At 63.4% G+C, this 24,318-nt stretch carries 25 protein-coding genes, 1 tRNA gene and 1 pseudogene; 16 read left to right on the forward strand and 11 right to left on the reverse strand.

Going from position 1 to position 24,318, the window contains the following annotated elements:
- Window positions 1-122: 122 nt before the first annotated feature.
- A pseudogene (locus tag PO78_RS00570) lies at window positions 123-398 on the forward strand (phenol hydroxylase); the annotation flags it as partial.
- 70 nt (window positions 399-468) lie between these two features.
- Here the strand turns inward: PO78_RS00570 and PO78_RS00575 are convergent.
- Window positions 469-1,182: an NAD(P)H-dependent oxidoreductase gene (locus tag PO78_RS00575; protein WP_043741333.1), complete on the reverse strand. Its 714-nt coding sequence runs from the start codon at window positions 1,180-1,182 to the stop codon at window positions 469-471.
- 98 nt (window positions 1,183-1,280) lie between these two features.
- Between PO78_RS00575 and PO78_RS00580 the strand changes: the two genes are divergently transcribed.
- From PO78_RS00580 to PO78_RS21825, 3 genes are all read left to right on the forward strand, one after another.
- Window positions 1,281-2,312, forward strand: a complete 1,032-nt coding sequence (locus tag PO78_RS00580; RefSeq protein WP_082047664.1) for a GlxA family transcriptional regulator — start codon at window positions 1,281-1,283, stop codon at window positions 2,310-2,312.
- Window positions 2,313-3,318: 1,006 nt separating this feature from the next.
- A complete protein-coding gene (locus tag PO78_RS22680; protein WP_156147747.1) occupies window positions 3,319-3,567 on the forward strand; it encodes a hypothetical protein in 249 nt (82 codons plus the stop codon).
- A gap of 33 nt (window positions 3,568-3,600) precedes the next feature.
- On the forward strand, window positions 3,601-4,878 hold the full coding sequence (locus PO78_RS21825) for an SAM-dependent methyltransferase (protein WP_052484332.1): 1,278 nt from the start codon (window positions 3,601-3,603) through the stop codon (window positions 4,876-4,878).
- 270 nt (window positions 4,879-5,148) lie between these two features.
- Here the strand turns inward: PO78_RS21825 and PO78_RS22685 are convergent, their stop codons facing one another.
- The 4 genes from PO78_RS22685 to PO78_RS22695 form a co-directional block, all read right to left on the reverse strand.
- Window positions 5,149-6,294: a hypothetical protein gene (locus PO78_RS22685; RefSeq protein WP_156147748.1), complete on the reverse strand. Its 1,146-nt coding sequence runs from the start codon at window positions 6,292-6,294 to the stop codon at window positions 5,149-5,151.
- A 98-nt stretch (window positions 6,295-6,392) separates the two neighbouring features.
- Complete coding sequence (locus PO78_RS22035) at window positions 6,393-7,379, reverse strand: S1 family peptidase (RefSeq protein WP_197068711.1); 987 nt, start codon at window positions 7,377-7,379, stop codon at window positions 6,393-6,395.
- 31 nt (window positions 7,380-7,410) lie between these two features.
- Window positions 7,411-8,142, reverse strand: coding sequence for a M12 family metallopeptidase (locus PO78_RS22690; RefSeq protein ID WP_197068712.1), 732 nt, complete (start codon window positions 8,140-8,142; stop codon window positions 7,411-7,413).
- Window positions 8,143-8,271: 129 nt separating this feature from the next.
- On the reverse strand, window positions 8,272-8,832 hold the full coding sequence (locus PO78_RS22695; protein WP_156147750.1) for a hypothetical protein: 561 nt from the start codon (window positions 8,830-8,832) through the stop codon (window positions 8,272-8,274).
- Between the two features lie 353 nt (window positions 8,833-9,185).
- Between PO78_RS22695 and PO78_RS22700 the strand changes: the two genes are divergently transcribed.
- Entirely contained in the window at window positions 9,186-9,446 is a 261-nt protein-coding gene (locus tag PO78_RS22700) for a hypothetical protein (RefSeq protein ID WP_156147751.1), read from the forward strand.
- Between the two features lie 383 nt (window positions 9,447-9,829).
- Here the strand turns inward: PO78_RS22700 and PO78_RS00595 are convergent, their stop codons facing one another.
- Entirely contained in the window at window positions 9,830-10,255 is a 426-nt protein-coding gene (locus PO78_RS00595; protein ID WP_043741342.1) for a type II toxin-antitoxin system VapC family toxin, read from the reverse strand.
- Window positions 10,252-10,497, reverse strand: a complete 246-nt coding sequence (locus tag PO78_RS00600) for a type II toxin-antitoxin system Phd/YefM family antitoxin (protein WP_012584466.1) — start codon at window positions 10,495-10,497, stop codon at window positions 10,252-10,254. Before PO78_RS00600 ends, PO78_RS00595 begins: the two co-directional genes overlap by 4 nt.
- Before the next feature lie 340 nt (window positions 10,498-10,837).
- On the opposite strand from PO78_RS00600, the gene PO78_RS00605 reads away from it, so the two are divergent.
- The 3 genes from PO78_RS00605 to PO78_RS00615 all read left to right on the forward strand — a co-directional run bounded on the left by PO78_RS00605 (window position 10,838) and on the right by PO78_RS00615 (window position 13,444).
- Window positions 10,838-11,293: a ferritin-like domain-containing protein gene (locus PO78_RS00605; protein WP_012584465.1), complete on the forward strand. Its 456-nt coding sequence runs from the start codon at window positions 10,838-10,840 to the stop codon at window positions 11,291-11,293.
- Window positions 11,294-11,550: 257 nt separating this feature from the next.
- Window positions 11,551-11,862, forward strand: coding sequence for a BON domain-containing protein (locus tag PO78_RS00610; protein WP_012584464.1), 312 nt, complete (start codon window positions 11,551-11,553; stop codon window positions 11,860-11,862).
- Between the two features lie 187 nt (window positions 11,863-12,049).
- Entirely contained in the window at window positions 12,050-13,444 is a 1,395-nt protein-coding gene (locus PO78_RS00615; RefSeq protein WP_043741347.1) for a CHASE3 domain-containing protein, read from the forward strand.
- Window positions 13,445-13,450: 6 nt separating this feature from the next.
- Here PO78_RS00615 and PO78_RS00620 read toward each other — a convergent pair whose 3' ends face one another.
- From PO78_RS00620 to PO78_RS22040, 3 genes are all read right to left on the reverse strand, one after another.
- Complete coding sequence (locus tag PO78_RS00620; RefSeq protein ID WP_043741350.1) at window positions 13,451-13,873, reverse strand: response regulator; 423 nt, start codon at window positions 13,871-13,873, stop codon at window positions 13,451-13,453.
- 13 nt (window positions 13,874-13,886) lie between these two features.
- The gene (locus tag PO78_RS00625) at window positions 13,887-14,522 is read right to left on the reverse strand and encodes a response regulator (protein WP_043741352.1); all 636 of its coding nucleotides are present in this window, start codon (window positions 14,520-14,522) and stop codon (window positions 13,887-13,889) included.
- An 89-nt stretch (window positions 14,523-14,611) separates the two neighbouring features.
- Window positions 14,612-14,776: a DUF1328 domain-containing protein gene (locus PO78_RS22040; RefSeq protein WP_004265637.1), complete on the reverse strand. Its 165-nt coding sequence runs from the start codon at window positions 14,774-14,776 to the stop codon at window positions 14,612-14,614.
- A gap of 248 nt (window positions 14,777-15,024) precedes the next feature.
- Here PO78_RS22040 and PO78_RS00635 point away from each other — a divergent pair, with 248 nt between their 5' ends.
- From PO78_RS00635 to PO78_RS00665, 7 genes are all read left to right on the forward strand, one after another.
- Complete coding sequence (locus tag PO78_RS00635; protein WP_043741355.1) at window positions 15,025-16,650, forward strand: ABC-F family ATPase; 1,626 nt, start codon at window positions 15,025-15,027, stop codon at window positions 16,648-16,650.
- Between the two features lie 209 nt (window positions 16,651-16,859).
- Complete coding sequence (locus PO78_RS00640; RefSeq protein WP_043741357.1) at window positions 16,860-18,041, forward strand: Fic family protein; 1,182 nt, start codon at window positions 16,860-16,862, stop codon at window positions 18,039-18,041.
- A gap of 493 nt (window positions 18,042-18,534) precedes the next feature.
- Window positions 18,535-18,924: a PTS sugar transporter subunit IIA gene (locus PO78_RS00645; RefSeq protein WP_043741359.1), complete on the forward strand. Its 390-nt coding sequence runs from the start codon at window positions 18,535-18,537 to the stop codon at window positions 18,922-18,924.
- Window positions 18,925-18,977: 53 nt separating this feature from the next.
- The gene (locus tag PO78_RS00650; protein WP_004265630.1) at window positions 18,978-19,247 is read left to right on the forward strand and encodes an HPr family phosphocarrier protein; all 270 of its coding nucleotides are present in this window, start codon (window positions 18,978-18,980) and stop codon (window positions 19,245-19,247) included.
- Between the two features lies 1 nt (window position 19,248).
- Window positions 19,249-20,979 (forward strand): phosphoenolpyruvate--protein phosphotransferase, encoded by a 1,731-nt coding sequence (gene ptsP / locus PO78_RS00655; RefSeq protein WP_004265629.1) that lies wholly within the window; start codon window positions 19,249-19,251, stop codon window positions 20,977-20,979.
- A gap of 82 nt (window positions 20,980-21,061) precedes the next feature.
- A tRNA-Gly gene (locus PO78_RS00660) sits at window positions 21,062-21,136 on the forward strand.
- A gap of 238 nt (window positions 21,137-21,374) precedes the next feature.
- A complete protein-coding gene (locus PO78_RS00665; protein ID WP_023094179.1) occupies window positions 21,375-23,228 on the forward strand; it encodes a tyrosine-type recombinase/integrase in 1,854 nt (617 codons plus the stop codon).
- Window positions 23,229-23,275: 47 nt separating this feature from the next.
- On the opposite strand, the gene PO78_RS00670 is transcribed toward PO78_RS00665, so the two are convergent.
- Complete coding sequence (locus PO78_RS00670; protein ID WP_443080465.1) at window positions 23,276-24,043, reverse strand: LysR substrate-binding domain-containing protein; 768 nt, start codon at window positions 24,041-24,043, stop codon at window positions 23,276-23,278.
- Here PO78_RS00670 and PO78_RS00675 point away from each other — a divergent pair.
- The gene (locus PO78_RS00675) at window positions 24,009-24,308 is read left to right on the forward strand and encodes a helix-turn-helix domain-containing protein (RefSeq protein ID WP_003282197.1); all 300 of its coding nucleotides are present in this window, start codon (window positions 24,009-24,011) and stop codon (window positions 24,306-24,308) included. The two genes, PO78_RS00670 and PO78_RS00675, sit on opposite strands and share 35 nt — an antisense overlap.
- The last annotated feature ends 10 nt before the right edge of the window (window positions 24,309-24,318 follow it).

Here is a 24,318-nt window from a genome sequence, read left to right on the forward strand (position 1 = left end):
GCGAATACCCTTACCCATCTTTTCCTGACCCAGCTGCTTGGTAGCTACATGAATGAAGGCGAAAATCAGGTGGGTAGTCGGGCGCGCGCAGGCTGGGTAAATCCAGCTGCGCAACGACAGCCCACCCCAACTTCCGCTACGTGCCGGCGCTATCGCACGAGCCAGAGGCTTCGGACTGGCGGGGCTTTCGCGGTTTCGTGCATGAAGCGGCAAAGAGCGCCTTCGACAACGACTTCCGCGGTCACAAGGCCTACCTGTGCGGTCCACCGCTCATGATCGACGCCTGCATCAGTACCCTCATGCAGGGACGGCTGTTCCAGCGCGACATCTACACCGAGAAGTTCCTGTCGGCGGCTGACGCCCAGCAAGTGCGCAGCCCGCTGTTCAAGGCGATCTAACTGTGCGATAGAAATGGAATCGGGGGCGCAAGCCCCCGTTTCCGTTCTTGCCGCGCCACCGTGAGGCGTCTCAGGAGGCGGCCGCCACCCTCGGCTGCAGCCGATCGTCGAAATCGTCCAACGACGGAAACGCGAGCGGCGCGCGCTGTTCGAGCGTCAGCAGGTGCGCACGATACTGTTCCAGGCAGTCCCGGCGCGCCTCGGCGCTGATGTAGGGCACGTGGAAGGCGACGAAGGGCGGCAGGACGGTCAGGCCGACATAGCCGAGCATGCCGCGCTGAATGGGCTGCAGCAGCACCTCGAGTTCGCCATGTACCGCGCCCGGGCCGAACATGTGTGCCTGGCCGCCGAGCGAAAACGCGAGCATCGCCTTCTTGCCCCTGAGGCCGCCGCGATCGTAGATGCGGGTGCCGCCGTAGCAGTAGCCGGAGACGAACACGCGGTCGATCCAGCCCTTCATGATCGCCGGCATGCTGTACCAGTAGATCGGGAAGTTGAAGATGACGAGATCGGCCCATTTGATCTTCTCGAGCTCGGCGGCGATGTCGGGCGCGAACGTGCCGCCGGCAAAGGCATGGCGCTGCTCGAGTGCGTACACAAGGTGGTCGGTGTTGGCGCGATCACGGAAGTCGTCGGCGCTCGCGACCGGGTTGAATTTCATCTCGTACAGGTCGGAGACGAGGACTTCGTGCCCCTCGCCCTGCAGCACCTCGACCGCGAGATTCATCATCGAGGTGTTGAAGGACTTGGGTTCGTTGTGGGCATGCACGATCAGGACATTCATGGACGGCTCCGAAGCGATGGAAGATGACCCCACTGTAGAGTGGCGTGCGCAGCGCCCCGACTGGCGATAATGACGATCTTTGTGCGGATACTGCCAACATGAGGATGCCGCCGCGGCGCGCCGCGATTCTCGCCCTCGACGGCTGCTACGCCTCCAGTCTCGCGGGCTTCGCCGACGTGTTGCAGGTCGCCAATGCCCACCTGCACCGCCACCAGCGCATCAGCGGCGTTGCTTTGGCCAGGCCGTTCGCCTGGCAGTTCGTTGCACGCGATGGCAGGCCGGTGACAGCCTGCAACGGTCTGACGCTCGGTGTCGATTCGGCGCTTCCCGATGAAGCGTTCGACCTCGTTTTCATTCCTGGGCTGTATTACGCAGGGCGCGCCGCATTCGAGCGCCTGCTGGATGCGTCCGCGCCGCAACGCGAGTGGTTGCGCGCGCAATGGCAAGGCGGCGCAATGCTGGCGGCCAACTGCACCGGCACCTTCGTGCTCGCAGAGACCGGCTTGCTGCAGGGCAAGACAGCCACGACGACGTGGTGGCTGGAACGGCTATTCCGCGCTCGCTTTCCGAGTATCGACCTGCAACTGCGGGCGATGGTGACCGAAGCCGATCGTCTGTGCTGTGCGGGCGCGTCGGCCTCTTACCTGTTGCAGGCGGTGCGCATGGTGGAGCACTTTTGCGGGCCGGGCGTCGCCGGGCTGACGGCGAAGACGATGCTGATCGACACCAGTCAGACGACCCAACTGCCCTTCCTGCCGCTGCAGGCGGAAACTGAACATGGCGACCCGATGGTCGCGCGCGCCCAGGACTGGCTGCAGAAGCACCTTGCGGAACCGGTCAGGCTGCCGGCGCTGGCGGCCGCGCTCGCAGTCAGCGAACGCACGCTGATCCGCCGCTTCGGCAGCGTGCTCGGCACGACGCCACTCGCCTACCTCCAGAAGCTGCGCGTGGACACCGCCCGGATGCTCCTTGAGCGCCACGAGAGGCTCGGCATCGAGGAAATCGCCGCCCTCGTCGGCTACCTCAACGGTAGCTCCTTCGCGCGGCTGTTCCGCGCCCAGGTGGGGATGACGCCGGCGGCCTATCGCAGCCGGTTTGCATCGGCAGGGGCCGGCTGGCGAGCTTCATAAGCCTTGCGCGGGGGGAAGAGGCACACGTCGCGGGATGCGCGGCGGCTTCTGATACCTTATTTCTAAAAAATGACACTTAAAAACAGCAGCTTAATATTGATCTCTTTTACTAGCTTAGGTGTCGGCTGCGATGCAAGTCCAGCGACCATCGCTCGTTAAGGCGAGAATCCTCCCGTGCAAGAAGATCAAGGGCGGTGGCCGATTCGTCCTGGCGCGTAACCAAAACCCATCGCTTCACCCGGGCTCAATTTGAACGCTGGCTCGCCAATCGCGAAGTCGCGTTCGTCGTAAGCACCAGGCGAACCCACCTTCCGCCGTCTGTTTAGCCCATTGAAGATCGTGTCCATCAAATTCGATGGTAGACACCATAGATGTGGTTATCCCGCGCCGGAGTCGGCGAACGCATAGCGAAGTCTTCAAGTAATCGGTGATCTCGGCCTGCCGTGAGCCTGCGGCGTGTCAGTGGCGGGCGTGGTCTTGGCCAACGGCCTGAACGCCAACCAGATGCATCGCTGGATGCGCGAGCGCGGCATCGCGCCGCCGAGCTGGCGCAAGCCGGCCTGCGCTGAACGCACGGGATTAGTGGCTCAGCCAGGCTTTGTGCCGGTGCAGGACGCCCCTTCCGTCGAGCCGCCGGTGATCCGCCTCGAGGCGCAGCGCGGCAAAGCCCGAAGCCGCGCCGTTGCTTGGGGGTTGAGGCCAGCCGTTGGACAGAATGGTTCATTTTGTCTAATCGTGCCGTGCCATACCCCTAACGACCTGGTCGCCTGCCCACTCATGGCAGACAGCAGGCGGCCAGGAGCGGCCGGTCACCGTTACATTTGACTTGTAGGTGTATTGGGATCGTCTATGTTGAAGCAATGAGATGACGGGAGGCTCTTGTCGGCCATGAGCAGCCTTTGCACGCTCCCTTTAAGCGTTCCCTCGAGCAACCGCTACAGATGGCGTTAGGTCTACCCCGAGTAGCAGTTCCGCGGCCCTACCAAACGTTCGAAGGAGAGAGCTGATGGACAACAGGGTTGAGTCGTTCGATATGGGCTGGAACCCAACATCCAATACAGGACTTGTTCGCATGAAGTTCGCTTCGGGGGCGATCGCGCGCTTCCCCGTAAGTTCCTTGGCTGAGCTGGCGGGATGGGCGGCACTCTTGAAGCACGGCTCTGTGTTCTTCGCGGGGAATGGCTGGCTTCGTACAGAAGCAACTGACATTGCGCAAGCGGCTCCAGATGGCACCGAAGTGCCGTTTCCGTTCTAAATCCATCACGAATCATCCGCAAAGGAGGCATAGATGGAACTGCGTGGTCTGAAAGACCTGCTGCTGCGGGCCGCCAACGATATTGAGTTCAGGGAACGCCTCCTTACCGATCCATCAGGAGCCACCTCGGAGTTCAACCTCAGTGACGAGGAGCGAAATCTGATCGTGAGCCGAGGACTCACAATCGGCGAGGTGCTTCAGGACAAGAATGACTTCTACGTGTATGTCAAGATCATTGAGTTGTTCAGTGACGTCGAGAACTTCGCGGCGTTCCCGCCAGAGATCGACTTCTCTCCGTCAAATGAAGTGCTCGAAGCAGCCGAACAGGTAAAGAGATCCGATCTGTCGACGAGGTTTGACAGCATCAGGACACTCGTTGCCGAAGTCGAAGGCCACAACAAGAGGCGCGTCACCCCAAAACCTCTTGACCTAGATCCAATATTTGCCGATTACGACGTCTACATAGCAGGGCTTGGCATTGCAGCTCTAGATCAGGTGACGCCCGAAGTCGAACGCGCCCTCGGCAAATCTAAAGAGGTGCTGTATGTTGCCTCCGGTATTGGAATTAAGGAGTATCTGCAAACTAAGACAAGCAAGGTTACCGACCTTAGTCCAATAAGCTACAAGGAGTTCGACAATCGAAGCAATGCGTATACGTTCATGGCAGCCAAGGTAATCGAAGCTGCGCTTTCGAATCCACCAGTGACCTTGGCACTATACGGCCACCCCGTTGTCTTCGCCTATCCGCCCTTCCTAGTTTTGCAGATGAGTAAGGCCCTTGGCCTCAAGGCAAAGGTACTTCCTGGCATCTCATCGATGGACTGCCTTTTCGCAGACTTGATGGTCGACCCGGGGCAGAACGGAGTTCTCATGTATGAGGCGACAGACATGCTGCTACGGAAACGACCTCTCATACCAGACGTACCACTAATTTTGTGGCAGGTCGGCACACTCGAAACGTCTCTGTATTTGAATGCCCCTAGCAAGCCAAACCGATTTAATAGACTGGTGTCTCATCTACGAGAGTTCTATCCAGAAGACCACGAAATCTACGCGTACTTCGCGTCGATATATCCATTAGCACCGCCTACGATCTATAAGTTTCCAATCAAGAGCTTCGAAAGCCACGCACAGGTTCTTCATGGCGGATTTACGCTGTATGTTCCACCGACCGTGTCGCGACCACTCGCTGATTTTCATCTTGCCGATCTCGTCACCGATCTTGCACATCTGCATCGCATCGCGCAAACAGAGCATAGAAAGTCTGAAATTCAGTCGCCATCAGGTCCAGTACCCAGCGGAGAGGCCTAACATGTCCCCAAGGGACGTGGCAAACGGTTGGCGCTGTTTGCACGCCGCTGACCTCCGACGTTTGAGCGACAGCTTTCCGCCGACGCCGATGGCTGCATTGGGTCGCTATGTAAAGCTTTGCATAGCGACCCAAAGCTGTCCTACGTGTTGAGGCAAAGCGGACGCTCCACGTCGTAGGTGAGCGGCGGCCGGAGCCCGAAGGGGGGAAAGCATGCAAACGCAGCCTCCAGGCCATCATGCTCGACCGTCGGGCAATACGCCCTCACACGATCAGTCCATTGGCTCAAAGACAAACTTGCGAATGTGAGGAAAGACGCTACCTCTTTCGACTCTCAATACGTTAAGGCCTTCTCGTAGAGTGAGCCGACCTTGATTGAGTACCCGCTGACAGTCCGTCGTCCAACAGCCGGTGGGGGAGCCAAGGGCCTCTGCTATTACAACTTCGCCATTCAGCAATATTCGCACAGGCCTTGCATCTGCAGCCGCATACTCCACTTTCAGTAGATACGTCCCACCGGCGCTAGCGTTGAACTCAAACTCCGCCCTATTTGGCCGATCGTTGTACGGAGGGCCGTTAAGCAGAACGTCTGCACCGTATGTGTTGTTCGGGCCACCGAGCGCGACATTCAGCGGCCGCACGAAGTCCGCGGCCGGAACGGTTATTTGCATTCTTGTCTTGGGCTTTGCACCAATCACCGATGGCTTGGGTGGTTCAGCCGGAGGAAAGGCGCGTGGTAATGCAAGAGTATCCGCAGTTCCCATGATCTCCGCTGTGAGCACAATCTGCCTGGTAGAGGTGTCCGGCTCCACTATAAATGCCTTCTCAGTTGCCCCCTGAAGCTGAACCTGCAGGTGATTTGTGTCATCAATAGTGCCATTTCGGATTCGAATAACAAGAGTTCCCGTCCCGACACCGGCCGGAGGGTACCAACGCACCCTGATCGGAAACGCCGAGCTTGAAACCGACTCTGCCAGCAGGATAACAGCACCGCCTCGTGTTACCGACTGGACACAACTCGACCAAGCTGAAAGCTGAGGTCCGGATAGGTATCGGCGATAGCTTGATCGCGACTCCGACTCGGACATCGAGAAGTTCTCGCGCTTCAGACGGTCCCGGATCTTCTCTTGGAACTCCGAAGAACTCTTTGATTCGTTGTATTCGGCACCAAAGAACTTGTATGACGCCGATGTGCCCCGCTCTTCAGCCGAAGAGCGTTTGAGCTTGTCGTACTCAAGCGCAGCATTCACGTACATATAGGACTGCGCAAGAGCGTAGTCGGATGCAGCCTTCTCTATGGTGGGGGCGAGCGCGGCGTCACACTGGCCCACGTTCTGCGCTAAAACCTTGACGGAAACGGCAAGCAGAAGAGTTGCTATGGCGACTCTATTGCACGGCACGGCGTTCTCCTTTAGCACGTATAGCGCTCAACCCCGGGGCCGGAAAAAAATGGGGCGCGGCGCCGCTAGTGGACGGTCCCCTGCAAGTTGTTGTTCTACCCTATAAGCAAACGAGCCTATTCCTTTACTTGACGTGTCAATACCTCCGCATCAATCCAACCGCGCCACTGGTCAAACACCGGTCCACTGGTGAGCGAAAAGTCAACTGTTAACACCTTCCCATCCGGTGACAGCACTATTCTCGAAATATTTGCGTTATTGGCACTCTTCGCAACGTACTTGTAGTCTACGATCTTGAAACCAGGTTCAGATTGAAAGGTTCGAGAATAGCTTCTCGAGCCCGCCTGAAGCCCACCCAGTGAGTTCTGGGTTTCATCAAACCTGTAGCTCTTTTCAATGCCTTGTATAGGAATTGGCGGTGGAGGAGAACCTCCAGGTGCAATACCGCCCGTAATCCGCAATGCGTCAGCCAAGAGATTTATTGGAAGCACTCTGTTGATCCCTGCGATACCCTGAGTGGACACCGCCCCCCACACCATTGCCACCACCTTTCCCTCAGTGTTAAAAATCGGACCTCCGCTCATTCCTGGATTCAATGTAATTGTAGTGTTCCAGGAGCCTTTTGGTCCTTTTCCAGAAAGCTTTCCCTCGGTGTGAAACCATTCCTCGACCCCGGGAAACCCCATTGCATAGACGGTGGCATCTTCAGCCACCTTCCAGGGATCACCCAGGGAAACTGCCTTGCGCTGTTTGGCGGTATTTTTGAATCTCAATACCGCTACGTCAAAATTCGAGTTTTCGTAGAGCACCTCCATGCCCTCGAGGGGGCCCTCTCTACTTCCCTCTGCTCCTCGTACTTCCACCTGGAAACCTGGGCCGCTGCTGACTATGTGAGCTGCAGTTAGAACAAACCCGTCTTGATTGACTACAAATCCAGTGCCATGCTGCTCGGTAACTGCTCCGGTGATCTCAGCCGCCTTTTCAACCTTTATGTAGACCACACTATTTCGGTTGACCATCACCACATCGGAAAGTGATGCAGCCACGCTAGGCAAAGTGGTTGCCGCAAGAAGGGCCAGAAAAAACACTTGGGCTATTCTCACATTTCTCTCCTTAGGCAACGCCGATACACTCTCACGGCATTCCGTACAACGTCTGTACTGCCGACACATCTAGTATGGAAAGAAACCCATCATTGTTCCAGTTCTTGTTGCAGTAGTTCATCGCCGAAGTGGGATCATATGGGGTTAACGCCACGTCGGGGTCCGTGCCTTGTGCAAGCAAACGACATTCGCCCGGCGCATCCGCGCGATTTTGCTCGTGGGTTAAGCCAATCGCATGACCGAATTCGTGAACCGCAATCGCCCGAATACATTGCTCTCGGTTCGATTGACAGCTTTGGCTCCAATTGCCAAATGTAAAATTCAGAACCATGCCGTTCTTCAATTGATCGAGAAACTTTCCAAGTGATTTTACGTGCGGACCTGTATCGGCGATTTGTATCCTAATTCCTTTGTTTATTCCTGCGCATTTCGCCCATCCCGTAAACTTGAGAGCAGAAACCCTTCCCCATGTCTTTGCCACTGCATCCCGAGTCCACTCCATTGACTCCGTATGCTCTGCAGATGGATTCTCCCAACAGACTGGGATGGTAAGAGTCGTCCATTTTGAAGCTTGAACTATGGCCGCGTAGGGCTTGACGTGCGGATTCTGGGTAGCCGAAATCTCGGGCGAAAGCGTTTCCTGACCGCTCTTGCTCTTTTCAAGAATGGACGTATGAAAATCATTTAGCGGTTTGTTTTCCTGCGCATTGGCAGCAAACGTGAGCAACAAAGAAACAAAGACGGTCAGCAGTACTCTTCGCATAGTTGTTCCTCCTTTGAGGTAAACGCATACATCGAAATTGTGACCGAACATTGGAGACAAGTGACTGCAAAGGCGGCGAAGCGGGCCCGTGCCAGTCCGCCCGCTTGACCGGCCCGTCATGCCTCCCCGTCAGCGAAGCGCGTGCTTCTGCAAGAGTTGCTGCTCAAGATTCGGAGGAACGACGCAGCGAATGAGCATCTCAACCTGGGCTTTGCTCCAACCACGTTTCCTGTCGAACTGGCTGCTATGCTTCGAGGCGTTGACGTTCAGCCTCACCATCTGGTGCGAGGTATCGAATCTTTCCGCCTCTGCAATTGCGTTACGCGCCTCCTCTTTCAAGCGGCCTTCGGCTGCCTTGTTGCCAGCGTTCCCCGCAAAGTCAATCGCATGGCTGTACGCCTGCTGGACCTGCCGGCTGTAGTCGAACTCTTGATCGGCAGCCATACGCGAGACGTCATGCCCACCGTTGTTGACACTGAGGATCTTGGCCCGATGATTAACAATTACGTAGCCTGCGGGTGGAGTGGAGCTGCACGACCGGGGGCAATCGCTCCCCTCCCAACTTGCGGTGCAACTGGCTTCGCACCCGGCAATCCACTCCTCCGAACCTAATTTGCAGTAGGACTGCCCCATGGCCGACGTGCACAGCACCGCAGCTGCCATACCGATGACTGGGGATCCGATTCTCATGTTTTTCTCCTGCCCGCGTCGTCAACAGCACCATGCCCTGCCCTGGGGTTAGGAGGCATAACGAATAGCGCCTTTCCGCCGCCGAACGATGCGTCGAATCACGTCGGGGCGGCGTTGCGGCGGATAAACCTCGTTGGACCTGACCGCCGCATGGGTAATGCTTATTGGGATTGTAGGTGGGCGGGAGTCGCTGTCAAACCGAATGCAGAGGGCTCGACGGGCCGCGAAAATTGCGGTCCCCCTGACACGGGGCGCCCTCCGGCCCTCGCTGGTGAGCGCGCGGCCGCCGTGCCCAAGGCATGCACGTGCAGAGGCGGGCGAGATTCTGTTTCCAGGTGTGCAGCAGCACGAGCGTGAAGGCGGCACGCGCCCAGGGTGCGTTGGCCGCGAACTCGGTGAGGGTGGCGGTGGCCGCGCCGAAGAGCTGCTCCAAAAGGAGGCGCGGCCGCCGGGCGGCCAAGCCGTTCAAGGCGCGAGGCAGCCAGGTGCAAAAGGTCGGTGGTGCCGGCTGCGCATTCGCCGATGGACGCACTGCCGTCCGGGTGTTTCGAATGACGGCTTCGGAGCGCAAGCTGAAACGGCCGCTTCTGGCCGGCTGCCGCTATTGGAAATAGCCTCCGCATAGCTGTCGTTCATCGCGGATTGAGGCAGTCAGCGAGCGTCGGCTCCGGCCGATGACTTGTCCGAGGCCGACGAGAGACCGCCAACCGGACCAGGATCAGTAACCTGCCGTTCGCGTTCGGCGAAATTACTGAGCCGCTATGTCTCTTGATGGCCGATTGTGTCAGCCCCCGGACTTTGCCGAGCCGCCCTTCTCCCCCCCCGGATACTAGCGATACTCACGCCCACTTCACTCGGGGCGCTGCTTCTGTCAGGCTCCCCCCAGGGAAATCGAGGTCAACTTGCTCGACGAACTTCGTCTCGAAGCCACGTCGGACAACTTCACGGCCATCGCCGATCAGCCCCTCCGCTACAAGGGCGACGGCTCGGCACCCGGTCAGTTCGGGGCGAACGGCTCCACGCCCGCGGCCTGCGCCGCCTTCTTGAGATCTGCGTCCAGGGTCGCGAGCGGCAGGCCGGTTCGCAGGGCCAGCTCCAGATAGGCCGCGTCGTACGCCGATAGCTTGTGACGCCGGGCCAGGTGCAGGGTGTCACCCAAGGCGTGGGCGGCCGTGGCCGGATCGGTCGCGATGTTCAGTCGCTGCAGGAGGACGACGAAGGCCTGCGAGCGTGCCTCGGTGAGCAGCCCCTTGGCCTCGGCCCGGGCGATCATGTTGCTGGCCTCGAGCGCCCACAGCGATGGGACCAGCGCCTGCTGCTCACGCAGCGCATCGAGCACGGCCTCGGCGTACGCCACATCGGCCGGCTTGCCATTGGCCAGCAGCCAGCACATCGCCACCGAGTTATCGAGCACGAAGCTCATGCCCGCCCCTCGTTGATCAGCGCCTTGATGTCGATCCCCTCGACGGCGGGTGCCACGCGCATGAACTGGCGCATCGCATCGACGGCCGCGGCGGCATCCGCTTGCTTGGCGCCTTCAGCCGGTATCAGGTCGGCGATGGGCTCGCCACGCAGGGTGATGGTGTAGCGCTTGCCCGCCTGCACGCCGCGGAGCAGTTCGGGCAGTTTGGTCTTGGCCTCGTATGAGCCGATTTCAAGATTCATCACGTTCTCCGGTTGCCATAGACCAGTTTATAGACCAGTTCACAAGGGAATCAAGCACGGCATCAACAGGCTCTCCAACGGTGAAGCTGCGCCAAGTGGCACAAGACGGCATGCGGGTGCGGGCCAGTGCGGGGGCGAGGTCGTTCCGGCGCGTGCATCGACGACCGATGCCCGGGCGACGGCCTTGACGAAGATGGACGACAGCCGGTTTCGGTGTGTGCGTGGCCCCCCTTGTGCGCTGCGGCGAGACAAGCAGACCGTCGGCGTATAGCCTGTCGTCCGTTTCACCACGTGATATATGTGAAGCCAAACAAAACGACACGATTCCAGGAGGACGACCATGTCTTACACGATGCCCGAATTTCTCGCCCACGCGATCGCCATGGAGCGCGAGGCCGCCGAACGCTACCTCGAACTGGCCGACATGATGGAGGCGCACAACAACCTCGAGGTCGCCTCGCTGTTCCGCGACATGGTGCGCTACTCCAACATGCACGGCGACTCGATCGTCGAGCGCGCCGCCGGCCACGAGCTGCCGCGGCTCAAGTCCTGGCAATACCGCTGGGTCGCGCCCACCGAGGTCGGCGACGAGGACGCCTTCGACTACACCATGAACGCCTGGCAGGCGCTGGAATACGCGCGCGAGAACGAGGCGCGCGCGATGAATTTCTACCGCACCGTCTCCGAGACCAGCACCGACCCGGAGATCAAGACGCTGGCCATGGAGTTCGCCACCGAGGAGGCGGACCACACGATGGCGCTCGACAAGATGATCGCGCAGACGCAGCGGCCCTGAGGGCGGACGCGGACCGTCCAGGGCGGTCCGCCCTGCGCAGGACGGCGGCCTGCGCACGCGCAGGAGGCTCCCGCGCGACGCGGGCGAGCGCCCCGGCACGCGATGATCGGCATCCCCCGACGGGAAGGTGACGGAATCGTCCTACACGGTTTTCCGCCTCGTCGGACAACGCCCGCAGGAAGTCGCGCCTATAGTGGAGTTGCAACCCGCTCGCGGGACCGACCCGCCAAGACACGAGACCCCTCAGGAGACCCACCATGAAACACACCGCCGCCACCCTCGCCCTGTCCGGCCTGCTCGCCTTCACCGCCGTCGGCTGCGCCGTCACCCGCGACCAATCCACGGTCGGCGAATATGTCGACGACGCCACCGTGACCACGCGCGTGAAGGCCAAGTTCGCCGAGGATCCGACGGTCAGCGCGATGTCGATCAGCGTGGAGACGCTCAAGGGCACGGTGCAGTTGTCCGGCTTCGCCAAGAGCACCGCCGAGCGCAACCGTGCGGTCGAGATCGCGCGCACCACCCCGGGCGTGAAGTCGGTGAAGAACGACATCGTGATCCGTCCTTGAGGACGCACGCCGCAGCCCCTGCCCGTAGCGGGGGTTGGAGCTTCCCCTGCGGTGGGCTTGCCCGCCATCGGGACCCCCACTGCACGGAAGCCCCGTTTCCACGGTAGCCCCCGCCCAAGGCCGTGCGCGCGCGGCCGCCCCGTGCTCCGGACAAGCCCGCAGGCGTGGGCTAGCATTGGACAGGTCCATGAACGCTGATCCGGAGCCCCTGCCCTTGCCCCCCGCCCCATCCCGCCTGCCGCACCCGCGCGCGGGGCGCTTGATCGCCGTGCTGCTGCTGAGCTTCGTGCTCGGGCTGGCGTGGCTGCTCGCCGGCCAGTGGCAGTCCGAGTCGAGCCGCGTCGCGCTGGAGGATCTGCGCGCGCGCTCGGTGCGCCTGCATCACCTCGACACCCTGCTGCTGCAGATGCTCGACGCCGAGTCGAGCGTGCGCGGCTACCTGCTGACGCAGAACCCGGTCTACCTGACGCCTTACCAGGACGGCCAGGCCGCGCTGGAAAGCACGCTCGCCGCCTTGCGCGCCGACACCTGGGCGGACGAGCGCCAGCGCGAGACCGTCGACCACCTGGCGCTGCTGATCGACATGCGCTGGAGCCTGCTCACGCGCGCGATCACACGCGGTGTCCCGCCCGGCGCCGACCAGCCCGACGGCGGCACCGGCAAGCAGGTCACCGACGACATCCGCGCCCGCATCCTCGCCCTGCGTAACGAGACCCAGGCCGAGATCGACGCCACCCAGGAGGGCGCCTTCGCGCGCTTTGCCGACGCGCGCACGATGAACCGGGTGCTCGGCGCGAGCGTGCTGGCGCTGCTGCTGGTGCTGGTCGTGGTGCTCTACCGCCAGGACCGCCTGCGCGAGCGCATGGCCCAGCTGCTGCGGTCCGAGAACGAGCGCCTGCACACCGAAGTCGCCCACCGCACCGAGGAACTGAGCAGCCTGGCGACCTACCTGACCAATGCGCGCGAGGCCGAGCAGGCGCGCCTCGCGCGCGAACTGCACGACGAGCTCGGCGCCCTGCTCACCGCCGCCAAGCTCGACGCCGGCTGGATCGCGCGCAAGCTGCCGACCGACGCGGTCGCGCCGATGCGCAGCCGCTTCGACCGCCTGCTCGACACCTTGAACCAGGGCATCGCGCTCAAGCGCAAGGTCGTGGCCGATCTGCGCCCGCCGCTGCTGTCCGAACTCGGCCTCATCGAGGCGCTGCGCGCCCTGCCCGACAGCGGCGACATCGGCGAACACGGCGGCCAGTTCGAGATCGACCTGCCCGACGCCTTGCCTGATGTGCCCGCGCAGACGGCGCTCGCGCTCTACCGCATCGCGCAGGAGGCACTCACCAACGTGCGCCGCTATGCACAGGCGAGCGCGGTGCGGCTGCGCCTGCGGGTCGAGGGCGACGAGCTGGTGCTGGCGGTGGACGACGACGGCGTGGGCTTCGACCCGGCGGCGCGCGGCCACAACCGCCACGGACTGGCCGGCATGGCGCACCGGGTGCAGATGCTCGCCGGTCGGCTGGAGATCGTCAGCGCGCCGGGCAAGGGCACGCGCATCACCGCACGCGTACCGTTCGCACGCATGCACTGACGCGGCTCAGCCCGGAATGCCTGGAATGGCCCCCTGGACGAAGTCGATCAGCTCGTCGAGCTGGAAGGATTTGTCGAAGAAGCGCTCGACGCCGAGCTGCTCGCAGCGCGCGCGCACCGGCGCGTGGCCGTAGTTGGAGAACACCACCGCGCGCGGACGGCCGAAGCGCTCCGGCTCGGCCTGCAGTTGGCGCAACACGCCCAGCCCGCTGCCGGCGCGCAGCTCGAGGTCGATGATCGCCAGGTCCGGGCGCTGCGCCTCGAGCGCGGCAAGCGCCCCTTGCTCGTCCTCGGCCTCGGCCACGACGCCGACGCCGTCGAGCTCGGCGAGCATCTCGCACAGCATGCCACGCAGCATCGCGGAGTCTTCCACGAGCACGACGCGCAGCGCGGGGACGGTGGCAGGTGCGGAATGGAGTGGCGCAGTCATCGACCCGGCGTCCTCAGTCCAGGATCAGCCCGTGGCGCAGCGCGTAGGTCGCCAGCTCGGCGTTGCTGCCGACCCCCAGCTTCTCGAGCAGGCGGGTGCGGTAGGTACTGACCGTCTTCACGCTCAGGTTGAGCACGGCGGCGATGTCCGACACCGACTCGCCGCGTGCCAGGCGCAGGAAGACCTGCAGCTCGCGGTCGGACAGCTTCTCGTGCGGCGCGCCGCCGCCCCCGCCGCCGAGCTCGTCGGCGAGCAGTTCGGCGGTGCGCGGCGACACGTAGCGCCGGCCCTGCGCCACGGTGCGGATCGCCTGCAGCAGCGCCTCGCGCGAGCAGTCCTTGCACAGGTAACCGTCGGCGCCGTTGCGGATCATCGCCAGCGCGTAGCGTTCTTCCGGGAAACCCGACAGCATCAGCACGCGCATGCCCTCGTAACGCTGGCGCACCGCGCGCAGCACGTCGACGCCGCTCTGCCCGGGCAGCGACAAATCGAGCAGCAGCACGTCGACCGGCTGTTCGCGCAGGGACTCGAGCGCCGCCTCACCCGAGGCGGCCTCGAACACGATCTCGAGGCCGAGCTCGTCGGCCAGCAGCTCGCGAAAGCCGGCACGCACGATCTGGTGGTCGTCGACGATGGCGATGCGCAGCATGGGCGGAGGTCCGGAATGCGGTGTAGGGGCGCGAGCATAGCCGAAGCGGGCCGGCGAGGCCGGCCCCACCAACGACGCGGGCCATGGACTCACCGCCCCTTGACGAGGTTGATGACGAAGCTGGCGACCGCCATCACCAGGAACACGACGAAGAGCACCTTGGCGATCTCGGCGGCACCCGCGGCGATGCCGCCGAAACCGAACACGGCGGCGATGAGGGCGATGACGAAGAAGACGACGGCGTAGTGCAGCATGATGTTCTCCTTTGAGGGCGCCGGGCGGTGCAGCCCCGGATCACGTCTTCACTTTAGGCGCCACCCCCGCTCCGCCCCATCGGCCCGGTCCTAAACCGGCGTCGGACGATTCCGACACGCGGGCACAGCTCCGCACGGCGCGGATCCGCCCGCACGGCCCGCGCATCGGCCCTGACGCGCAGCGCACGCCGCAGCGTCGCTGCGCTATAATCCAAGGCTTTGTTTTATCTGAAAATCAGGACGCTTCCGTGCTCGTCGCAGCCAACATCACCCAGCAGTTCGGGGCCAAGCCCCTGTTCGAGAACGTCTCCGTCAAGTTCGGCGACGGCAACCGCTACGGCCTCATCGGGGCCAACGGTGCCGGCAAGTCGACGTTCATGAAGATCCTGTGCGGCATCCTCGACCCCAGCGCCGGCAACGTCTCCAAGGATCCGCACGAGCGCATGGCCTACCTGCGCCAGGATCAGTTCGCCTACGAAGACATGCGCGTGCTCGACGTGGTGATGATGGGCCACGAGGAGCTGTGGGCGGCGATCAAGGAACGCGACGCGATCTACGCCAACCCGGACGCCACCGAGGACGACTACATGCACGCCGCCGAACTCGAGGGCAAGGTCGGCGAGTACGACGGCTACACCGCCGAGGCGCGCGCCGGCGAGCTGCTGCTCGGCGTGGGCATCCCCACCGAGCTGCACAACGGCCCGATGAGCGAGGTCGCCCCCGGCTGGAAGCTGCGCGTGCTGCTGACCCAGGCGCTGTTCGCCAACCCCGACATCCTGCTGCTCGACGAGCCGACCAACAACCTCGACATCAACACCATCCGCTGGCTCGAGGACGTGCTCAACAACCGCGACTGCACGATGGTCATCATCTCGCACGACCGCCACTTCCTGAACCAGGTCTGTACCCACATGGCCGACCTGGACTACGGCACGATCACGATCTACCCGGGCAACTACGACGACTACATGGAAGCGTCGACCATGGCGCGCGAGCGCCAGTCGTCGGCCAACGCGCGCGCCAAGGACAAGATCCAGGAGCTGCAGGCCTTCGTGCGCCGCTTCTCGGCCAACAAGTCCAAGGCCAAGCAGGCCACCAGCCGCCTCAAGCTCATCGACAAGCTCAAGCCCGAGGACGTCAAGCCGTCTTCCCGCCAGTACCCGTGGATCCGCTTCGACTACGACGACAAGGACAAGCTGCACCGCCTCGCCTGCGAGGTGGACAACATCTCGTTCGCCTATCCGGGCATGGACAAGCCGCTGATCAACCGTTTCTCGATCGCCATCGAGGCCGGCGAGAAGGTCGCGATCATCGGCGAGAACGGCGTCGGCAAGACCACGCTGCTCAAGCTGCTGGTGGGCGAACTCTCGCCGCAGAAGGGCGCCATCAAGTGGGCGGAGAAGGCCAAGCCGGGCTACTACGCGCAGGACCACTCGGCCGACTTCGCCGAGGACGTCAGCCTCACCGACTGGATCGCGCCCTACTCCCGCATCACCGCCGCCGCCACCGGCGAGGACAACGAGACCCTGCTGCGCGGCACGCTCGGCCGCCTGCTGTTCTCGGGCGACGAGGTGAAGAAGTCGGTGAAGGTGATCTCCGGCGGCGAGCAGGGCCGCATGCTGTTCGGCAAGCTGATGCTGTCGCGCCCCAACGTGCTGCTGATGGACGAGCCCACCAACCACCTCGACATGGAATCGATCGAGTCGCTCAACACCGGCCTGGACAAGTTCAACGGCACGTTGGTGTTCGTCTCCCACGACCGCGAGTTCGTGAGCTCGCTGGCTACGCGCATCATCGAGATCAAGCTCGACCACCAGATCGTGGATTACCGCGGGACGTACGAAGAGTATCTCCAGTCCCAGGGCCTGGACTGATCCGCGCGGCGATGGCCGCGCATGCACGACAAGGGGCGAACCCGCTGCCGCGCGATGCGGCGGCCGGTTCGCCCCTTCGCTTTTGCCGAGCCGGGTCCATCAGGCCTCGAGCGCTGGACATCCGGACGGACACGGATCGCCGATAACGCGCGCCATCTCATTGAAAATAGAATAAAATTCTGTTTTTTTGAGCGGACATTCCGGCAGACATGATCGCCTCCGAGATTCCCGAGCTCGCGCTGCGCGTCGAAACCGACCGCTTCGGCCCCTTCCTCTTTCAGGTGGGCGTCGACACTGGCCGCCTGCAGCTTCCGATGCAGCGCGTCGAGGATGCCCATCGGCGCTTCGTCGCCTCGCCGCTCGCGCAGGTGGCGAATCAACTCGAGCGCGAGGTGATCGCCAGCAGCATCTACGGGACCAACACGATCGAAGGCGGCACGCTCACCGAGGATGAAACACGCTCCGCCATCGACCTCGATCCCGCGCAGGTGCAGGAGATCGAGCAGCGGCGGGTGCTCAACATCAAGGCCGCCTACGAACGCGCAAGACAGGCTGCGCTCGATCCGGGCTGGAAGCTGTCGATCGACTTCATGACCGAGGTGCACGGCCTGATCACCCACGATCTGCCGCACGCCGACAACCGCCCCGGCCTTCTCCGCGACACCCCCAAGGGACGCACCGCCCAGGTCGGCAGTCCGCAGCACGGCGGACGCTACAAGCCGCCACAATACGGGGGCGACATCTGGCGCCTGCTCGAAGCACTGATCACCTGGCACGGCCAGTTGGAGGATGCAGGCATCCACCCGCTCGTCCGCGCGCCGCTGGTGCATTACTACTACGAACTCATCCACCCCTTCTGGGATGGCAACGGCCGTGTCGGGCGCGTCGTCGAAGCGACCTTGCTGCAGGCCGCCGGCTACGAATACGCCCCTTTCGCGTTGGCGCGCTACTACCTCGAGCACATCGACGCCTACTTCACGCTCTTCAACACCTGCCGTAAAGGGGCGGACAAGCACCGGCCCCACCCGAACACGGACTTCGTGCTCTTTCACCAGGAAGGCATGCTGGCGACGATCGACGCCTTGCACGACCGGGTCAATCGCCTCGTCGGCGTCCTGCTCTTCCAGAGCCGTTGCCGCGAGCTGCTCGACAACAAGACCCTCAACCCGCGCCAGTACACCATCGTCTCGCAACTGTTGGCGCAGGGGCAGGCGCAGGGGCTGGACGCGGTACGTCACGCCCCGTGGTACGCCAGCCTCTACCTCAAGCTCAACGACAAGACCCGCAGCCGCGACCTCAAGAAGCTGCGCGAGCTCGAACTCGTCCTCCTCGACACGGACAACCGCCTGTGGCCGGGCTGCATCCGTCCGAAGAACGTCAAGGCGCCCTGATCCCGCATCTGCAGGTTCGCGGCGGTCCTGGCGAGTCGAGCGCAATTCCGCACGATGGAGGAGCGCCCGGGTCCAGCGTGGACGCACGGCAGGCGGTTCAGCACCAGGGTGAGCATCACGAAGGCGACCACCAGCAGGCCGGACACCGCGAACACGCGGTTGTGGATGTCGAGGCCGAAGGGCCCGACGTTGAGGACGATGTTGTCCTGGCCGACCTTGTAGTCGGTGTCGATCGGATTGACCGCCCCCGAGGGAGCCATCGGATCGCTGCCATCCGTCATTGCAGCTCCTTGTGATTATGGGAATTCGCGGAATTCACGCGCACGGCCGAGCCTTCGCCGCGGCGACGAGGGGCGGAGTCTTGCAGCTTTCTACATATTTTTGTACAAACAGATCATGACAGATGGGATTGCGCCTCGCCCGCGCACTCGATCCGCCCGCAGCGGCACGGCGGGCGGCGAGTCGGCTAGAATCGAAGGCTGCGGAGAACCCCATGATCGGCCTCTTTCTCGTCACCCACGGCACCCTCGGCGAAGCGCTGATCCAGTGCGTGTGCCACGTCCTCGACAAGCGCCCGCCGCTGCTCGGCCAGCTCGGCCTGTCGGCGGGCGAGGATCCCGCCGACGCGCTGCCCCTCGCGCGCCGGATGATCGCCACGGTCGATGACGGCGAGGGCGTGCTGCTGCTCGCCGACCTCTACGGCGCCACCCCGTGCAACGTCGCCACGCGCCTGATCGAGCCCGGGCGCATCGAGCTCGTCGCCGGAGTCAGCCTGCCGATGCTGCTGCGCCTGCTGACCCATCGCGACGGCAACCTCGACACCCTGATCCGGCGCGCCGTCAGCGGCGCGGGCGACGGCGTGACGCGCGTGCAGCCCGGCTGATCACACCCGCCAACAAGAACATACGAACGAACGCACCACGGAGAACCGCGAAGATGCCGCGAGGAGACGCCCCCATCATCAACAAGCTCGGTCTGCACGCGCGCGCCTCGGCCAAGCTCACCCAGCTTGCCAGCAGCTTTCCGTGCGAGGTCTGGCTCGAGCGCAACGGCCGCCGGGTGAACGCGAAGAGCATCATGGGGGTGATGATGCTGGCGGCCGCGCGCGGCAGCACGATCACCATCGACACCCAGGGCGAGGGCGCCGACGCGGCACTGCAGGCCATCCAGGAGCTGGTCGCCGACCGCTTCGGCGAAGGGGAATGAGATGTCATTCACGCTGCACGGCCTGGCGGTCTCGCAGGGCATCGCGATCGGCCATGTCCACCTCGTCTCGCACGCGCTGCTCGAGGTCAATCACTACCACGTCGCGCCGCGCTACCTCGACGATGAACTCGCCCGCCTCGACGAGGCCCTCGCCACCGTCCAGGGCGAGCTGATCGGTCTCAAGGCGATCACCACCTCCGGCCAGGCGCACAGCGAGGTCGGCGCCTTCGTCGATCTGCAGCTGATGATGCTCGCCGACCCGATGCTGGTCGACGCCGCCCGCCAGCTCGTCACCGAGCGCCGCTGCAACGCCGAGTGGGCGCTGGTGCAGCAGATGGAGCACCTGGTCGAGCAGTTCCGCCAGATCGAGGACCCCTACCTGCGCGAACGCCAGGCCGATGTCGTCCAGGTCGTCGAGCGCCTGGTCAAGGTGCTGCTCGGCCACCCCGGCCACCTGCCGCCGCGTCGGCGCGACGGGCTGGGCAGCATCGTCGTCGCCCACGATCTGTCGCCCGCCGACACCATCGGCTTCCGCGACCACAACATCGCCGGCTTCGTCACCGACGTCGGCGGCCCCACCAGCCACACCGCGATCGTCGCGCGCAGCCTCAAGATCCCCGCGGTGGTCGGCCTGCACCACGTGCGCGACCTGCTCGAGGACGACGAGCTCATCATCGTCGACGGCACCCGCGGCGTGATCATCGTCGCCCCCGACGAGCAGATCGTCGAGGAATACCGCCTGCGCCGCAGCGAGCTCGAGATCGAGCGTTCCAAGCTCAACCGCCTGCGCGACACCCGCGCCGCCACGCTCGACGGCGAGGAGGTCAACCTGCTCGCCAACATCGAGGGCCCCAAGGACCTGCCCGCGGTCAAGAGCGCCAACGCCGACGGCATCGGCCTGTACCGCACCGAGTTCCTCTTCATCGGCCGCGACACCCTGCCCGACGAGGAAGAGCAGTACGAGGCCTACCGCGCCGTGGTCAAGGCCCTGCCCGGCAAGCCGGTCACCATCCGCACTTTCGACGTCGGCGCCGACAAGGCGCTCAACGGTGCCCAGGCGCGCGAGGAACCCAACCCGGCGCTCGGCCTGCGCGCGGTGCGCTACTCGCTGGCCGAGCCCAAGATGTTCAAGACGCAGCTGCGCGCGCTGCTGCGCGCCTCGGCCCACGGCCGCCTGCAGATCATGGTGCCGATGCTCGCCCACGCCCAGGAGGTCGACCAGTGCCTGACCCTGCTCGAGAAGGCCAAGGCCGAGCTGCGCGCCGAAAAGATCAAGTTCGACGAGGGCATCCGCATCGGCGGCATGATCGAGGTGCCCGCCGCGGCGCTGTCGCTCGGCATGTTCATCCGGCGGCTGGCCTTCCTGTCGATCGGCACCAACGACCTCATCCAGTACACCCTGGCGATCGACCGCTCGGACGAGGCCGTCGCGCACCTCTACGACCCGCTCCACCCCGCCGTGCTCAAGCTCATCGCCGGCACCATCTCCAGCGGCGCGCGCTTCGGCCTGCCGGTGTCGGTGTGCGGCGAGATGGCGGGCGACCCGCTGTACACCGAGCTGCTGCTCGGCATGGGCCTGCGCAACTTCTCGATGCACCCGGGCAGCATCCTCGAGATCAAGCAGCAGGTGCTGCGCGCCGACCTCGGCGAGCTCGCCCCCAGGGTGCAGCGCATCCTCAAGATGGACGAGCCGGCACGCATCCGCGAGGCGGTGGAACGGCTCACCGCCTGAAAACACCGCCGCGGTTGAAGCGCACCGGCCGTGGCAGTACAATCCGGCCTTCTTCGCGGTCGGCGCCAGATCGGCCCGAAATGCGGGTGTCGTATAATGGCTATTACCTGAGCTTCCCAAGCTCATGACGAGGGTTCGATTCCCTTCACCCGCTCCACTGCATCATTCTGCGGACTTCCGCAGAAGTCCAAGAGAGTCTGCAAGTCATTGCTCCACAAAGACTTTTCCTCTCTTTGACGTTCTGCCGTGGTCCACTGCGATCCGCCTACAGCCGGGACTTTTAAGTCCACAAACAAGTCCATTTTTGCGGGCGCGGCTGATTCCGGATTGTTGATGGAGGGGCGAGGTCGACGTGACCAGCATCTGGTTCCTGACTCATGTTCAGGAGCAAGAGCATGGCACTCTCAGACCTGGCCGTTCGGCAGGCCAAGGCAACTGGCAAGGCATACACCCTCCCTGACTTGGATGGCCTCTCCCTGGCCGTCACGGCTGCAGGGGGCAGGACTTGGCACTTCCGCTACTACTGGGCGGGCAAGCAGAAGCGGATGTCGCTCGGCACCTACCCGGAGGTGACGCTTCGCGAGGCCCGCAGCCTGCGCGACGAAGCGCGCGCCCTGCTGGCCAAAGGCACCAATCCTCGCGTTCACCGCAAGCAGAAGCGCACCGCTGTCCGGCTCGCCGACGAAAACACCTTCGAGGCGGTGTATCGCAAGTGGCTCAAGCATCGCGGGCTCAGCCTCAAGGAAGGCCGGCAGACGACCCTTTCGATACTTCCGCGCATCTTCGACAAGGATGTGCTGCCCGCCTTGGGCAAGCGGTCGGTCTATGAGATCAAGCGTCCCGACCTCTTGGAGGTGATTGCCAAGATCGAGAAGCGCAGGGCGCTCTCCGTCGCCGAGAAAGTCAGGACGTGGTTCAACCAACTGTTCCGCTACGCGCTGGTGATCGTGCCGGGCCTGGAGCAGAACCCTGCCTCCGATCTCGATGTGGTGGCGCTGCCGCTGCCACCCGTCAACCACAACCCGTTCCTGCGCATGGCCGAGCTGCCGACGCTGTTGCAGCGGCTGCGCAGCTATCGCGGCAGGCGGCAGACCCAGCTCGGGCTGCGGCTGTTGCTGCTGACCGGCGTGCGAACCGGCGAGCTGCGACAGGCGATGCCGGATCAATTCGATCTGGACCGTGGGTTGTGGATCATCCCGCCCGACGTCGTGAAGCAACTCCAGTTGGATATGCGCAAGAAGCGGCAGCAGCCGAAGGACATCCCGCCCTACATCGTGCCTTTGTCGATTCAGGCCATGGAGATCGTCCGGCACCTGCTGGATGAGTTCAAGCCGGCCCAGCGCTACCTGTTCCGGCACGACAGCGACTTGAAGAAGCGCATCAGCGAGAACACGCTCAATGGTGCCCTCAAGCGCATGGGCTATCAGGAACGCCTGACCGGACACGGCATCCGCGGCACGATGTCCACTGCGCTCAACGAGATCGGCTACCCGAAGGTCTGGGTGGATGCACAGCTCTCGCATGTCGATCCCAACAAGGTCAGCGCGACCTACAACCATGCCGAGTACGTGGAGCAGCGTCGCCGCATGATGCAGGACTGGGCCGATCGGCTCGACCTCTTCGAGCAGAACCAGGTCGAGGCGGCCAGCATGCCGCTCACCGTGCATCTGGAAGGCGTGCCCGCGTTCCCGAATGAGCAAACCGCAAGCGCACCCTCCACGCCGGTTGCCGCTTCGCCAATCCTGCTCGTGACGAAGCCGGGTGACGCCATGCCGTTGGTTTCTGCCGCCGCACATCGGCTACCGGCGGTTCCGCCCCCTCGATCGGCCGCGCCGCTGGTGCCTTCGGACATTCAGCGCGAGAGGATGGAGCTGTTCGATGTCTTCGAAGCGCCGCACAACCTTCCCGTCGCGGCGTTTGCCAAGATGGCGGGCAAATCCCGCAGGTGGATCAGCTACGAGATCAAGGCGGGCAACTTGCTGGCGTTGAACGTAGGCAATCGCGGCCAGCGTGTACCGGACTGGCACCTCGACCCACTCAAGCACGAGCTGATCCAGTCCGTCCTGAAGCTGACCAGGGGTGCGGACCCTTGGCAGATCTACCATGCACTGCTGCAACCGCGCTCGATGCTGCGGGGGCATTCGGCACTGGAGGGCGTGACGGCCAGCAATCTCGACAAGCTCGTCATGGCAGTGAGCGCAGCCGTAAAGGAAAGCGAATGGACCCCGCTGCGAGTCGGAGTCGCCTAGCAGCAGGAATGCGGGATCGTGGCGAAACCCCGATCCCCGCGCCTCTGTCAGGACACCAAGCGCGCGCGGCGGGCGAATCTGGCCTGGGTGTCCGACAAGGAAGCGTCGCGGCGGAGCAGGTAAGCCATCACGATCGTTGGTGCGCCGGCCAGCGGCCGCACGGCGATGCCTCGGCGTAAGTAGCTCGCCAGTCTCGCGGCAGGTGCAATGGCGATCCCGTACCCGGCGGCAACCAGCGTCATCGCCACATCGAATGTCTCCACCGTTTGCTCTCGCTCTTGCAGCGCGTTCTCGAACACACGCTGCACGGTCATGCGCCATGGTTCATCGGCCGTGGACTGCGAGCAGATCAAGGGCTGCTTGAGCACTTCACCGCACGGCACTTCACGGTAGGCCAGCAGGTGGGAGCGCTTGGCCACGGCGACCGCCAGCGTGTCATGCCACAGCGGTTCGCATACCCAGCCAGGCCACTGCCGGGAAACCGCAGACAAGGCGAAGTCGAAGCCGTCGTCCGGCAGCTCCGCGCCTCGACCGGGATCTGTCCAGCCGGCCAGGACGGCATGAGTCTCCGGCTCTTCGGCACGCTGCAGGGCGAGCACGTCGGCGAGCTGGGGAGGCACCCATTCGCCGAGGACGGCCATGCGAATTTCGGCGGTGATGTCACTCGATTCCACGTCCAGCTCCCCCCTGGCGGTGAACTCGTGGCAACTGATCTCGAAGCCGTTGAATGAGTTAAGTTTAACGTGGTTTAAATCGTGACCGTGTTCGACGCTCTTGGCAATGCCAAAGCGTTCGATCCAAAGGGGCCGCCCCACCGGCACCACTACCTACGAAGCGGAACCAGCCATCGCGTTTGGGGCTGCCGTGCGGGAAGAAAGAACCAACCAGGGCATCGCTCAGGAAACGCTGGCCCACATGGCCGGCATCGAACGGTCGCACATGGGCAAGATCGAGCGCGGCGAGCACGTCCCCACGCTCCCTCTCATCCTCAAGATCGCCCGTGCGCTGAAATGCAGTTCCGCCCACTTGATGACTCTGACCGAAGCCAAGCTGGCGGAGTCGGCCCCATCCGCAGATTGAAGCCGGCCCG

Origin of the sequence: Thauera sp. SWB20 (assembly GCF_000831325.1) — a bacterium.
Classification (GTDB): domain Bacteria; phylum Pseudomonadota; class Gammaproteobacteria; order Burkholderiales; family Rhodocyclaceae; genus Thauera; species Thauera aminoaromatica.

Coding starts and splice junctions, on each gene's coding strand:
- PO78_RS00615 (WP_043741347.1), top strand. CDS start 12,050: ATGAACGCTGATCCGGAGCCCCTGCCCTTGCCCCCCGCCCCATCCCGC.
- PO78_RS00665 (WP_023094179.1), top strand. CDS start 21,375: ATGGCACTCTCAGACCTGGCCGTTCGGCAGGCCAAGGCAACTGGCAAG.
- PO78_RS22680 (WP_156147747.1), top strand. CDS start 3,319: ATGGACAACAGGGTTGAGTCGTTCGATATGGGCTGGAACCCAACATCC.
- PO78_RS00575 (WP_043741333.1), bottom strand. CDS start 1,182: ATGAATGTCCTGATCGTGCATGCCCACAACGAACCCAAGTCCTTCAAC.
- PO78_RS00650 (WP_004265630.1), top strand. CDS start 18,978: ATGCCGCGAGGAGACGCCCCCATCATCAACAAGCTCGGTCTGCACGCG.
- PO78_RS00625 (WP_043741352.1), bottom strand. CDS start 14,522: ATGCTGCGCATCGCCATCGTCGACGACCACCAGATCGTGCGTGCCGGC.
- PO78_RS00645 (WP_043741359.1), top strand. CDS start 18,535: ATGATCGGCCTCTTTCTCGTCACCCACGGCACCCTCGGCGAAGCGCTG.
- PO78_RS00605 (WP_012584465.1), top strand. CDS start 10,838: ATGTCTTACACGATGCCCGAATTTCTCGCCCACGCGATCGCCATGGAG.
- PO78_RS21825 (WP_052484332.1), top strand. CDS start 3,601: ATGGAACTGCGTGGTCTGAAAGACCTGCTGCTGCGGGCCGCCAACGAT.
- ptsP (WP_004265629.1), top strand. CDS start 19,249: ATGTCATTCACGCTGCACGGCCTGGCGGTCTCGCAGGGCATCGCGATC.
- PO78_RS22040 (WP_004265637.1), bottom strand. CDS start 14,776: ATGCTGCACTACGCCGTCGTCTTCTTCGTCATCGCCCTCATCGCCGCC.
- PO78_RS00600 (WP_012584466.1), bottom strand. CDS start 10,497: ATGAATCTTGAAATCGGCTCATACGAGGCCAAGACCAAACTGCCCGAA.
- PO78_RS22695 (WP_156147750.1), bottom strand. CDS start 8,832: ATGAGAATCGGATCCCCAGTCATCGGTATGGCAGCTGCGGTGCTGTGC.
- PO78_RS22690 (WP_197068712.1), bottom strand. CDS start 8,142: ATGCGAAGAGTACTGCTGACCGTCTTTGTTTCTTTGTTGCTCACGTTT.
- PO78_RS00610 (WP_012584464.1), top strand. CDS start 11,551: ATGAAACACACCGCCGCCACCCTCGCCCTGTCCGGCCTGCTCGCCTTC.
- PO78_RS00675 (WP_003282197.1), top strand. CDS start 24,009: ATGCCAAAGCGTTCGATCCAAAGGGGCCGCCCCACCGGCACCACTACC.
- PO78_RS00580 (WP_082047664.1), top strand. CDS start 1,281: ATGAGGATGCCGCCGCGGCGCGCCGCGATTCTCGCCCTCGACGGCTGC.
- PO78_RS00595 (WP_043741342.1), bottom strand. CDS start 10,255: ATGAGCTTCGTGCTCGATAACTCGGTGGCGATGTGCTGGCTGCTGGCC.
- PO78_RS00620 (WP_043741350.1), bottom strand. CDS start 13,873: ATGACTGCGCCACTCCATTCCGCACCTGCCACCGTCCCCGCGCTGCGC.
- PO78_RS00640 (WP_043741357.1), top strand. CDS start 16,860: ATGATCGCCTCCGAGATTCCCGAGCTCGCGCTGCGCGTCGAAACCGAC.